This is a genomic window from Saccharospirillum sp. ABV4_185, assembly GCF_056159245.1.
Map to the genome: position 1 here is coordinate 2,724,194 of NZ_JBSWUW010000001.1, position 13,160 is coordinate 2,737,353.

Consider the following 13,160-nt stretch of genomic DNA (forward strand, 5'->3'; position numbering starts at 1 on the left):
TGATAGCGCGCTCCAAACCCGCTGCACAAAGGTTGTCCATGTCGTCCGCCACTCTGGCTTTGGCCAAAGATCTTATCGCTCGTTCCTCTGTCACACCCGAAGACGCCGGTTGCCAGGCACTGCTTGCCGAACGCTTGGCCGCTGTGGGCTTCCGTAACGAGCCGATGCGGTTTGAGGACGTCGATAATCTGTGGTCTGTTCACGGCGAAGGTGGACCCTTATTGGTGTTCGCCGGCCATACCGATGTGGTACCCACTGGCGACGCCAGCCAATGGCGCTTTCCGCCGTTCGAGCCGACCGAGTCTGACGGCTATCTGTACGGACGCGGTGCGGCTGATATGAAAGGCAGTCTGGCGGCGATGACTGTCGCGGCCGAACGCTTTGCCCAGAAGCACCCGAATCATCCGGGTCGACTGGCGTTTTTGATTACGTCTGACGAAGAAGGCGACGCCTACAACGGCACCACTCGGGTGGTCGATACGCTGGTTGAGCGCGGTGAACGCATCGACTGGGCAGTGGTCGGCGAACCCTCCAGCACCGATAAAGTCGGCGATGTGATCAAAAACGGCCGGCGCGGTTCCATGCTGGGTTATTTAACGGTTAAAGGCATTCAGGGCCATGTGGCGTATCCGCATCTGGCCAGTAATCCTGTGCACCGGGTTGCTCCGGCCATTGCCGATCTGAGTACCGAAGTCTGGGATGAAGGCAACGATTTCTTCCCGCCGACCAGTTTTCAGATTGCCAATTTCCAGTCCGGTACCGGCGCCACCAATGTCATTCCCGGCGAGGCGCATCTGGTGTTCAGTTTCCGCTTCAGCACCGAAGTGACCGCCGAGCAATTGCAGCAACGAGTGCGGGCACTGCTCGATAAACACGAACTCGAATACGAGCTGCGTTTTGAAGTGAAAGGTCAGCCGTTTTTGACCGAACGCGGCGCGCTGGTGCAGGCCGCCACTCAGGCAGTGCAGGATGTCATGGGATTTGAAACCCAGCTATCGACTGCCGGTGGCACTTCCGATGGTCGCTTTATCGCACCGACCGGCGCTCAGGTGGTTGAACTGGGGCCGGTCAACGCCACCATTCATAAAATCGATGAATGCGTCGCCATTGCCGACCTGGATCAACTGACCGAGCTCTACTTGGCGGTTATGGAAAACCTGCTCAACTGAATCAGAGTTTGCCCAGCGCTTTCAGCTGCAGATTCAGCGCGCGACCGCTAATTTGCACTTCATAAAGACTGAAGCACAGCGATGCCACTAACAAGATCAGCGACAGCGCAAAACAGCCGGTGCCCAGCATTGACTGATCAAGAAACAGAAAGAACATCGCCAGCACGCAACCAATAAAGGCCAAGACGCCGAGTACCTGCATGCGGCGAATGGCTTCAATGCGAATTTTCAGATTAAGAATCTGGTCGGTCAGATCGCTGTTCGGATCATCCTGGTTTTGCCGGATTAAAGTACGAATTAATTGCGCGACCACCAGAAAACGGTTGGTATACGCCAGCAATAACAGCGAAATGGCGGGAAAGAGTAAAGCGGGTGTGGTCAAATTCATCAGCTTGCTACACTCCGGCGTTCAGCAAGGGGAGGAGAGTCGTATGTTAGCCAAATTGCTGGGTTGGTTTGAAGCACCACAGCAAGCACCAGATGAATTAAACGCCGAAGAAGCGGCGACCGTTTTGATGGTTGAGATCATGCTGGCCGATCAGGATCTGGACGAGCGCGAAGCCGATCTGATTGCCGAACGTCTGGCCATTCGGACCGGGGACGATAAAGCAACGGCGTCCAAACTGGTACAAAAAGCACAACAGCGTCATAGCGAAAGCCCCGATCTATATCCTTTCACCCGAGCGATTAACGATCGCTTCAACGAAGATCAAAAATACGATCTGATTGTCGACCTGTGGCGCACCGCTCTGGCTGATAACAATATCGATAAACTCGAAGAGCATATGATCCGGCGCATCGCCGATATGCTCTACCTGCACCACAGTCACTTCATCCAGGCCAAGCTCGAAGCTCAACAATCAAACTAATCGGCCGATAAATTTCTGACGGTTGTTGGTTTATTGTCTTTTTCGTGCTCGTTTTACGTCGAAAACTTGACGCCCAATACTCCAATTTCGTCCTAAATGGTTGTTCGAAGTTCACAAAGATAGTCATCGCATTGCAACCTTTGTGAACTCGGTCAATACTAGTGATAATTCGGGTTGCGAGAACAGTTGCCTGCAACCGCAGTCGGATTGGAAAGCGGCTGTCTGACCGTTTTCCCCAATCTGGGCGCAAGGATATATTCTGGTTGGAGTTATAAAGAAGTGAATCGTAGACAGTTCCTATTTCAGGCGCTTTCGGTCTCTGCCATGGCCGCAGGAACCGGTTATGCGACCTTGGATATGATTCGTAGATCTTCACCGGAATGGGCAATCAGCCAGGCTGAGAAAGCCCGCAAGGCAGCAGAAGACGCATTGAAATCCGGTCCGGTTTCCGATGAAGGTACTCTGGCCAGTGCGCCAGCCCAGCCTGCAGCCAATCCAAGCCAAACGAATTCCCCTGTTGCTGAACCGACACCGGCGACGCCGGCCAGCGATATTGCCAGCCAACAGCCAACTCCGGTTGAGCCGGGCAGTGATGCCTGGCGGCGTACCCTGGCGCGACAGCAAGCCCAGCAGGACGCGCTGACCGATGCGCCGGTTCAGCAACCCAGTGTTAGCGCCCAAAGCGAAGCTCCGCCTGAAGTAACGCCTGCGCCTGCGCCGAGTCGTGAACAGCGCCTGAATCGTTTGGCGCGTCAAGAAGCGGCTCAGCAATCATTGACCTCAACGCCATCGCAAGTTGAGCAGGCTGCTGCTGAGGCGACGGCCGAACCAACTGCTGAATCGAACACGCTGGCGCAATCTGAAACGCCGCTCGATGAAAGCCAGGTAACCAGTGATGCGCCGGTTTACGTTGAAGAGTCGCAGGACCAGGCCGAGAAAGTTCGTCAGAAAGTTGAGCACTTCGAATACGATTTTTCCGACGATGTGTTCGTGACCACCGCCGATTTCGAAACCCTGGTTTCGGCACTGGAGCGCATGAACCGGGTGCAGGCTTATGTCGGCCACGGCAACTTCAATATCATCGCTTTCGACGACATGCTGCGTTATGCGCGTTACCAGCCGCGCATCGGAGAATTCACTCCGGCAGAACTGAATTATCTGGAACAATTGTTTTATGACGATGTTCGGAATTTGGGCTTTTTCGGTGAGCGGGTCATCAGTCGTCTCGATCACCGTTTAAACGCCAACGACATTCAGAAAATTCAAGGCACCGGCCATTTCCTGCTGCGCGGCCAGTCCGAAACCTTCTATAACCAGTTGCGTGCTCAGGTCGGGGATTCGTTGATTCTGACCAGCGGTGTGCGCGGCGTGGTCAAGCAATACCATCTGTTTATGGCCAAGGTGGTGCAGGCCGAAGGCAACATCTCGCGCGCCTCACGTTCACTGGCACCGCCGGGGCATTCCTATCATGCCATCGGCGATTTCGACGTCGGCCGTGTTGGCGGCGGGCTCAGTAACTTCACGTCCGACTTCGCCGAGACCGACGAATACAAGCGTCTGCGTGACCTGGGTTTTGTGCACATTCGCTACACCCAGGACAACGAATTCGGCGTGCGCTTTGAGCCATGGCATATCAGAGTCGTCTGACTTTGATGGGAGACGCTTAACGGAAGACGCTAAACGCTTGTTAGGTTTCCGCTAATCAGCGTCTACCGTCTCCCGTCCAGCAGGTCGCGTCAGCGACCCCGAGCGGTTTTTACTGCATCCGCAATCAGAAACGCCAATTCCAACGCCTGATCGGCATTCAATCGTGGGTCACAGTGGCTGTGATAGCGCTCGGCCAGATCGTGTTCGGTGATCTGGAAAGCACCGCCGATACACTCGGTGACGTTGCGGCCGGTCATTTCGAAATGCACACCGCCAGCGTGAGTGCCTTCGGCGCGGTGAATCTGGAAGAAATCCTTCACCTCGGAAAGAATCGAATCGACGGCGCGGGTCTTGTAGCCATTGTCGGTTTTAATGGTGTTGCCGTGCATCGGGTCCGAGCTCCACACCACCTCTTTGCCTTCTGCTTTGACTCGCTGCAGCAACGCCGGGAAGTAATCGGCGATCTTGTCGGCGCCCATGCGCACAATCAGGTTCAGCCGGCCCGGTTCGTTTTCTGGATTGAGAATATCGATCAGTTTGATCAGCTCATCCGGATCGGTGCTCGGACCGGTTTTCAGGCCCAGCGGGTTGTTAATCCCGCGGCAGAATTCGATATGGGCGCTGTCGAGCTGACGGGTGCGATCGCCGATCCACACCATATGCGCAGCGCAGTCGTACCAGTCGCCGGTCAGGCTGTCCTGGCGCGTCAATGCCTGCTCATAAGGCAGCAGCAGCGCTTCGTGTGAGGTATAGAAAGACGTCTCGCGAATTTGCGGTGTGTTGTCCGGCGAAATACCGCAGGCGCTCATAAAGGCCAGCGTATCGTCGATCATATCGGCGAAGTGCTGGTAGCGTTCGCCCTGCGGGCTTTTTTCAACAAAGCCCAGATTCCACTGATGCACCTTGTGCAAGTCGGCCAGGCCGCCCTGAGCGAAAGCACGCAGCAGGTTCAGCGTCGAAGAGGACTGATGATAGGCCTTGAGCATGCGCTGCGGGTCTGGCGTACGCGAGGCTTCGTCGAAATCGATACCGTTGATGATGTCGCCACGGTAAGCGGGCAGGGTGATATCGCCCTGGGTTTCGCTGTCGGACGAGCGTGGCTTGGCGAACTGGCCGGCCATGCGACCGATTTTTACTACCGGGCTCTGGCCACCGAAGGTCAGCACCACGGCCATTTGCAGCAGCACCATAAAGGTGTCGCGGATGTGGTTGGTGTTGAACTCTTTAAAACTCTCGGCGCAGTCGCCGCCTTGCAGCAAGAACGCCTCGCCTCGGGCCACCTTGGCCAGTTGCGCTTTCAGTTCGCGCGCTTCGCCGGCAAATACCAGCGGCGGCTGACCGGCGAGTTCGCGTTCGACGGCTTCGAGCGCGGTTTGGTCCGGGTAGGTGGGCATCTGGCGAATGGTTTTGGTGCGCCAGGAATCGGGCGTCCAGCTGGTCATGGGACTTCCTAAATTGGAGTGAACAGAATGCGTATTTTGCCTTAAACAGGCGAGGGGTGCATTTTATGCACTGCATTTTGGAGCCTCTTAGCAACTCACACAAGGCTCTGCGCGAGGCTAAATGGACTTGCCGCAAGGCGCGACTCGCCGGTAATGGCCGTCGTCCTTGCCAAGAGTCGCAACGCGGTGGCAGGTTCATTTAGCCCGCGCCCTTCGGGGCTTACAGAGGAATCCGGACGCTGAGTTGCACACCTTTGAAAGGTCCCGACCTTCCTGCAGTCGTGCGCCTTGCCCCCGAATCCCTCTGTAAGCCAGAGCCATGTGTGAGTTGTTCAGAGGCTCCAGCAATCTATTGCAGATTAGGCAATGCAGGTTTTCGTTTCATTAATGGGACTGAAACTGACCGGCCAGAAACTGTAGCGGGTGACGCAGTTCAACGCCTTGCAGCCGGTTGACCTGAGAGCGGCAGGAATAACCGGTGGCAACCAGACCTTCGCTCGGCTCGCTGTCGATCACCTCGCGCCAGGACAAATCGTAAATGCGCTCCGAGGTTTGGCGGTTACGGCTTTCGTGGCCGTAGGTGCCCGCCATACCGCAGCAGCCGACGTTTTTCAGCGTCAGTTCCTGGCCGAGAGCTGCGAAAATTTTGCTCCATTCGGCCATGCTGGCAGCGGCGTTGGTTGTCTCGGTGCAGTGGCCGAGCAACTGCACCCGGCCTGGGCGGAACTGACCGCGCACGCTTGCCAGTTGATCAAGCCGCTGGCCGAGGAATTCTTGCAGCAACAATACCTCAGGCAAATCACCATCCAGATATTTGCGGTATTCGCTGCGGTAGGCGAGCGTCATTGACGGATCGATGCCGACCAGTGGAATGCCGGCCGCCGCCAGGGCATTGAATTCTGTCTGCCGACGCTTCGCGACCTTGGTGAAGGCGCTTAAGAACCCATGCACATGCAGCGGCTTGCCGTTGGCGCGGTAGGGCATCACCCAGACGCGGAAGCCGAGTTGCTGCAACAGTTTGAGGATATCGCCGACGGTGTCGGTATCGAAGAAGGAGGTAAACGCATCCTGAACGATCACCACCGAACGCTGGCGTTCTTCGTCACTCAGTGCAGCCAGGCGTTTGGGATTGGCCCAGTCGATGTTGTCGCGGCGCATCAAGCTGGCCAGGTGGTGGCGGTGAATCAAAGGGCTATCGACCATGCCGGCGCCGCGATCGAGCAACCAGGCGACCGGCTTGGCGCGCATCAGTCCGTTGTAGATCCATTTGAAAGGCGCGCGCGCCAGCAAGGGAATCACAAACTCCAGTGTGCCGATAAAGTAATCCTTCAGCGGGCGCAGATAACGGCCGTGATACAGGTGCAGAAACTTGGCGCGGAATTCTGGTACATCGACCTTGATCGGGCACTGGCCGCTGCATGATTTGCACGCCAGACAGCCGGCCATCGAATCGTAGACTTCCTGGCTGAAATCGTAATCGCCGCGTTTCAGCGACAGGCTGTTTTTAATGCGTGCCGGCCACTGTTTCCAGCCCGAACTTTTAAGCTGGGCATTGGCTAGGTCTTGAGTATTGACGCCTTGCTCACCCAGCGCACGCAACCATTCGCGAATCAGCGAGGCACGGCCTTTCGGCGACTGGCGCCGGTCGCGGGTGCCTTTCCACGACGGACACATGGCGTCGTTGGGGTCGTAGTTGTAGCAGGCGCCGTTGCCGTTGCAGTACACCGCTTCTTTCTGGTGCTGCCAGCTTTTCAGCGGAATAGTGCGGTCGAGTTCGCCGCGCGTAGTGACGGCATCAATAAGGGTCAGTTTCTGGTCGGCTTCGGCGGTGGCAATTTTGCCCGGGTTTAATTGGTTGTGCGGATCGAAGGCGCGTTTGATCGCCTGCAATTCCGGGTACAGGTCGCCAAAGAAACTCGGTGCGAATTCCGAACGTACGCCCTTGCCGTGTTCGCCCCAGAGCAGGCCGCCGTATTTTTGCACCAGCTTAACCACCTCGTCGGTGATTTGCCGTACCCGCGCCAGCGAGGCTTCGTCTTTCATATCCAGCGCCGGGCGCACGTGCAGCACACCGGCATCGACGTGGCCGAACATGCCGTAGGTGAGACCTTCGCGGTCGAGCACGGCGCGAAAATCCATAATAAAGTCGGCCAGGTTTTCCGGCGGCACGGCGGTGTCTTCAACAAAGGGCACCGGGCGCGCCTCACCCTGAGCGTTGCCCAGCAAACCGACGGCGCGTTTGCGCATACCCCAGATGCGACCAACCGCCGCCGCGCCGCGTGCCACTGTATAGCCATTGCACTGGCCCGGCTGCCCGGCCAATCCATCCAACCGGTCAGTCAGGCGCTTAATGCCCGTTTCCAGTTCGGCTTCGTCGTCGGCGGTGTATTCCACCAGGTTGATGCCTTCAACCACTTCGCCGTCGGCGGCCGGGAAAAACTCTGCCACGCCGTTCCAACTGATGTCGTTTTTGGCGAGCCCCAGCACCTTGGAGTCGACGGTTTCAATCGAGGTCGGCTGCGCCTGCATCAACGTCTGGGCGTCGCGCAGCGAGGTTTCGAACGAATCGTAACGTACGTTCACCAGCGCCGAGTATTTCGGAATGCGCAGCACGTTCAGCTTTGCTTCGACAATAAAGCCAAGCGTGCCTTCGCTGCCGCACAGAATGTTGTTCAGGTCGAACTGGCCAGCGTCGTTGCGGATATGCGCCAGGTCGTAACCGGTGAGGCAGCGGTTCAGTTTGGGAAAGCAGGCGTCGATATCGTTGCTGCGGCGTTGCTGCACGTCATCGACGGTGCGGTGGATGGCGCCGGTGAGGCCCGGTGCCTGCTTTAATTCATCCAACTCAGTGTCGGACAGCGGGCCGCTGTCGAGGCGTTCGCCATCGAGCAGCACGGTGCTTAATGCCAGCACATGATCGCGTGTTTTACCGTACATCACCGAGCCCTGGCCAGAGGCATCGGTATTGATCATGCCGCCGATGGTGGCGCGGTTGCTGGTCGAGAGTTCCGGCGCGAAAAAGTAGCCGTGTTTTTTCAAGGCGGCATTGAGCTGATCTTTCACTACCCCGGCTTCGACCCGCGCCCAGCCTTCTTCGGCGTTGATTTCCAAAATGCGGTTCATATGCCGCGACAGGTCAACCACAATGCCATCGGTCAGCGACTGGCCGTTGGTACCGGTGCCGCCGCCGCGTGGACTCAGTACGATGTCCTGCCACTCTTCCTGGCTGGCCAGGCGGGTGGCGCGCTGCAGGTCGGCAGCGTGTTTCGGGAAGATGACCGCCTGCGGTAATACCTGATAGATGGAGTTGTCGGTTGCCAGCACGGTGCGGTTGGCGTAATCCGGCGCGAGCTCGCCTTCAAAGCCAGTGGCCTTGAGCGCATCGATGTAGGCCAGGTAGTGGCTCTGAACCGGGGTGACTTCAGCTATTCGGGGGATCATCAGGGTTGGCACTGTTTCGTTTGGCGCTGGTTCGTTCTGCACGGTGTATTCGGCAATGTTGCAGGTAAGGCCGGTATTCTAACGGAATGTGCCCTGATTACGAGTTGACCGGCACGCTGGAACGCACCGGCCAGTTCGTATTCAGTTGCGGGGAGAGGGTGCCCGGGCAGCCAGCGGCTTGGCCATGCTCACCACGGGCCGCTTGCGTCCGGTTTCGGAAGCCTGGCGCCAGGCGCGCAGCTTGAGTAATGCCTGCACTACCTGAGTCCGGGTGATTTCACCAATCAAGCGACGTTGTTCAACGACCGGATACTTTTTCGGCTTGTCGCCGGTCATGGTCTGGGCCAGGTCGACAATGCTCATATCGCTGTTCACCGTCAGCACATCGCGACGCATCACATCGGCAACCTGAGCGGCATCTTCACTGTGGTAGCTGTCGGTCAGTAGTTGTTTAAGGCAATCCTGCTCCGAAATGTAGCCAACCAGATGCCCTTCCTGATCAACCACAGCACTGCCCAGAATGTGGTGCTTCAGCAGTATTTGAACGGCTTCGGTAACGGTAGCGGTGTCTTGAATAGTGACACGGGTTGGCGTCATGCAATCGGCGACGGTGAGTGGGTCGTGCTTCATTCGCGTTCTCCTCCCTGGTGTGCAAAAGGCTTTCAGGTGCAGCGTTGGGGACCAAAAGCAGAATAGTCAAGGGGGTAATAGCTGGCAAACGCCGGGAGTGCTAACCCGTGAAACCAGCTACAAAACGTGAATGCCAGCATTCGGCGCTTTGACAAAAATTGTCAGGCAAAAACAAACGTCGGGTAAATATTTGTCATTTTTTCATCGTTTCCAGCCACTAAACCTGAAAAAACCACGATTTTTCAAACGCTGAGTTAAACGATGACCTGAGATACTAAGCGTGTCTCAGTAGTGCCCTTTGGGCCATAGGAACGATCATGGATGCTCTGACCTCATTCTCTATTAAACACATTTTTCTGAGTTTTATCGTATTGCTGGCGTTGGCTGGTTGTGAGCCACCGGATGACCTGGGAAATGCTGGTGAAAGAAATGCAGGACAGGGCATTCAGGTCCCTAACTTTGAGATCGACAATCCATTTGGGAATGGCGGCCCTGGAGATGGCTCTGACGGGGTGTGTGTGGATCCTTTCAGTCTGGATGATCCAGATTGTGCCAAGTTATGTGACACCCAAAACCCGCCGCCTGACGAGTGTGGGGATGGTGGTTCAGGAGATGGCTCTGACGGGGTGTGTCCGTTTCCTTTCAGTCTGGACGATCCAGATTGTGCCAAGTTATGTGACACCCAAAACCCGCCGCCTGACGAGTGTGGGGATGGTGGTTCAGGAGATGGCTCTGACGGGGTGTGTCCGTTTCCTTTCAGTCTGGATGATCCAGACTGTGCCAAGTTATGTGACACCCAAAACCCGCCGCCTGACGAGTGTGGGGATGGTGGTTCAGGAGATGGCTCTGACGGGGTGTGTCCGTTTCCTTTCAGTCTGGACGATCCAGATTGTGCCAAGTTATGTGACACCCAAAACCCGCCGCCTGACGAGTGTGGGGATGGTAACGGTGGAGGCGATGGTATCTGCGATCCCACGGATATTAACAACGATGTGGACTGTACCCAGGAGCAGCGATGCGAAGCGAATGCAGGACTGCCGCAGTGTGTCCAGCTGTGTATCGAGAACCCAAACCTGACGTTCTGTGAAACACTCTGTGTTAATGCCTTCGAAACACCAAACGCGACGTTGCCGACGCATTGCACAAGCTACTGCCCCGAGAATGGACAGTCGGTACCGGGTTTCTGTGAAGCGTTTTGTCCGAAGAGTGACGGAACGGTTCCGGGTTTCTGTGAAACGTTTTGTCCGAAGAGTGACGGAACGGTTCCGGGTTTCTGTGAGACGTTTTGTCCGAAGAGTGACGGAACGGTTCCGGGTTTCTGTGAAACGTTTTGTCCGAAGAGCGACGGAACGGTACCGGGTTTCTGTGAGACGTTTTGTCCGAAGAGCGACGGAACGGTTCCGGGTTTCTGTGAGACGTTTTGTCCGAAGAGTGACGGAACGGTTCCGGGTTTCTGTGAAACGTTTTGTCCGAAGAGCGACGGAACGGTTCCGGGTTTCTGTGAAACGTTTTGTCCAGCAGGCAGTGGTTCTGGTTCGGTGCCAGGCTTCTGCATCACCTACTGCCCAACTGAGTTTTCAGCCGATATGCAGACATTTTGTCATGACTATTGTGAAGGGGACCCAAGTCTGCAGTTTTGTAATAATGGTGGGGGTGAGCAGGTAGTCTGTACGGAGACTAATTTTGACCACGGAGAGTGCGCAACGGCATGCTCATCAAACCATACTCTCGATTATTGCGATGAAATCTGTGCAGTTGAGCTCGGTTATAAATTTTGTGAGAGCGTGTGCAATGACAACCCAGGGCTAGATTTCTGCCAAGACCTTAAAAGCTGTCTCGAAGACCCAACTCAAATTAAATGCCAGCCAAACGGTGAATGCAAAGATAGCTCCGGAGTAGTACAGCCCTGTGTGGAAAGTTGCAAGAATGATTCGACCCAAGATATTTGCAATATAATTTGTGAGTACACTAATGGTGCCAATTATTCATTTTGTGAAGAAATTTGTGCTAAAGCAGAGCAAGATAATATCGATATAGAATATTGCAATAAAATACAGGATTGCGGCGATAACCCCTATCAGGATAAATGCCTTGATAACTGCAAGGAAGACAACTCACTTTCATATTGCGGTGCAGTGTGCAGTTTCTTTGCTGGAGAGGAGGGTACTGAGTTCTGCGGTGATCAGGACGACTTTACGGTGCAATTGCAGGATCCGAAAATACTCCTTTTTAAATGGCCGAATACCGCTGAAAACAGCGATCACTATCGTATTTCTGCATACAAAGGGGATGAGCTTTTTTGGGAAAGTGAAGTCATATCAAAAGATAAGCATAGCTATCAGATGACTATTCCTCTGTATGACCAGAACTGGACTAATGCTGCCTATACATTTAGTGGTTGCAATTCGGCGGACATCTGCACTGAACTTAATACGACAAACCTTGGGTTCAAAGGCAAACTGCTAAACGGCATAGGCTATTTTAAATCTACTGCCACCAATGCAACGCTGGACAATCAGCTTTTCGGACGCAGTGTCGCTATTAACAAAAAAGGCACTGTTATGGCGATTGGTGCCGATAGACACGAATTTGCCAGTACTGATAAACCCGGTGCGGTCCACCTGTATGAAAGAAACTCGGATGGTCGCTGGAACCTTATAAGGATAATCGGGGCACCTCAACAGCCATCGACGAGTGTTGGTGTTAATGGCGAATTTGGCTTTGCACTGAGTTTAAATGATGCGGGTACCCGCTTAGCGGTCGGTATGCCCGGGTATAACAATGGTAACGGTGCCGTATTTGTGTACGGGAAAGATAATGGCCTGTGGTCGACTCAAGCATGCATGTTGTCTGCAGTCGACCAACTCGGTGCCGGTGCCCGCCTGGGTACCAGTGTCAGCGTGGGCGGTGAATCTGTACCCTCGGTAGTGGCCGGGGCGCCTATGAGTAAAGTCGGGAACGTGACTAGGGGCGCTGCTGCTATTTTCACGGTTTATGGAATATTGGATAAAGGGTGTAGTCCGGTGGGAGGAGTAGATGCTGTTGTGATTGGACGACAAGAAATATCCTCGGATGTCACTCTCCACGACTCTGCGAGTACACAGAGAAACTTCGGCATCAGTGTCGCTATTGATGAAACGGCTAAAAGAGTGGCGGTAGGTGTGACACAGCTTGGTAACGGACCCAATTATCAAAGTTATGTTTATATGTATGTCCGCGATGTCGGGGTTAATACTTGGACTGATCAGCCAGCACTAATCAATCCAGTACTAAACGAAGTCAATAAGCGGTCTAATTTGAAATTTGGTAGTTCACTTAGCTTTAATGCGGCTGGTTCAACATTAGCAATTGGAGCGGAAGGGGATTATGCCGTCGGTAGCAGTGTTCGCACAGGTGCTGTGTATCTGTCAGCTCTGGACATAGCGCGAAGTGGTTGTACAGCTGACTCCATATGCAATAGGTGGACAGGTACTAATCTTGTTAGTAATGGGACTGATAAACAAATGGCCCGTTTTAAACCCGCAACTGCAGGTGATGGTCATCTGTTTGGCCATCAAGTAAGTTTCAGTGGGGATGGTAATCGGCTTGCTGTTTCTGCTCCTTATGACAACAAACTTGTCAATGGAATTAATATTCAATCACTAGGGGCAAACGTTGACACGGTTAGTGAAGCAGGTGCTGTCTATATTTTTAAAAGAACACCTGGGGACGTTAATGAGCCCTGGAGCGACACTTGGGAAGAATTTGTATACATTAAGTCATCCAACGTCCCTGATGAGGGTGATCAATTCGGGGCGGCAATGGAGTTAAGTGCGGATGGTCAGTCGTTGGTGGTGGGGGCACCTTTCGAAGATCGCCTGTCTGAAAGATACTCTAGCGGTTTAGACAGTTTCCTCGAAGATAACAACGATTTAACCGATTCCGGTGCTGTTTATCTGTATTAACAGTGGCACTTGGAATTC

General features: G+C 54.6%; 8 protein-coding genes. 4 read left to right on the forward strand and 4 right to left on the reverse strand.

Translation table 11 applies throughout. The annotated features are described in order from the left end of the window. Positions 1 to 38 precede the first annotated feature (38 nt). A complete protein-coding gene (gene dapE, locus ACXAE6_RS12950) occupies positions 39 to 1,169 on the forward strand; it encodes a succinyl-diaminopimelate desuccinylase (protein WP_475148781.1) in 1,131 nt (376 codons plus the stop codon). A gap of 1 nt (position 1,170) precedes the next feature. Here the strand turns inward: dapE and ACXAE6_RS12955 are convergent, their stop codons facing one another. Next, entirely contained in the window at positions 1,171 to 1,557 is a 387-nt protein-coding gene (locus ACXAE6_RS12955; RefSeq protein WP_475148787.1) for a DUF2721 domain-containing protein, read from the reverse strand. A 43-nt stretch (positions 1,558 to 1,600) separates the two neighbouring features. Here ACXAE6_RS12955 and ACXAE6_RS12960 point away from each other — a divergent pair, with 43 nt between their 5' ends. Further along, positions 1,601 to 2,038 carry a tellurite resistance TerB family protein gene (locus tag ACXAE6_RS12960; RefSeq protein WP_475148788.1) on the forward strand — a complete coding sequence of 146 codons (438 nt, stop codon included), beginning with the start codon at positions 1,601 to 1,603 and terminating at the stop codon, positions 2,036 to 2,038. Between the two features lie 324 nt (positions 2,039 to 2,362). Beyond that, a complete protein-coding gene (locus ACXAE6_RS12965; protein ID WP_475148791.1) occupies positions 2,363 to 3,685 on the forward strand; it encodes a M15 family metallopeptidase in 1,323 nt (440 codons plus the stop codon). 89 nt (positions 3,686 to 3,774) lie between these two features. Here the strand turns inward: ACXAE6_RS12965 and ACXAE6_RS12970 are convergent, their stop codons facing one another. From ACXAE6_RS12970 to ACXAE6_RS12980, 3 genes are all read right to left on the reverse strand, one after another. Then, a complete protein-coding gene (locus tag ACXAE6_RS12970) occupies positions 3,775 to 5,127 on the reverse strand; it encodes a class II 3-deoxy-7-phosphoheptulonate synthase (RefSeq protein ID WP_475148797.1) in 1,353 nt (450 codons plus the stop codon). 384 nt (positions 5,128 to 5,511) lie between these two features. Then, the gene (gene ydiJ / locus ACXAE6_RS12975; protein ID WP_475148804.1) at positions 5,512 to 8,568 is read right to left on the reverse strand and encodes a D-2-hydroxyglutarate dehydrogenase YdiJ; all 3,057 of its coding nucleotides are present in this window, start codon (positions 8,566 to 8,568) and stop codon (positions 5,512 to 5,514) included. Between the two features lie 141 nt (positions 8,569 to 8,709). Continuing rightward, positions 8,710 to 9,198, reverse strand: a complete 489-nt coding sequence (locus tag ACXAE6_RS12980) for a CBS domain-containing protein (RefSeq protein ID WP_475148811.1) — start codon at positions 9,196 to 9,198, stop codon at positions 8,710 to 8,712. Positions 9,199 to 9,515: 317 nt separating this feature from the next. Here ACXAE6_RS12980 and ACXAE6_RS12985 point away from each other — a divergent pair, with 317 nt between their 5' ends. Further along, a complete protein-coding gene (locus ACXAE6_RS12985; RefSeq protein WP_475148815.1) occupies positions 9,516 to 13,142 on the forward strand; it encodes a hypothetical protein in 3,627 nt (1,208 codons plus the stop codon). Positions 13,143 to 13,160 lie beyond the last annotated feature (18 nt).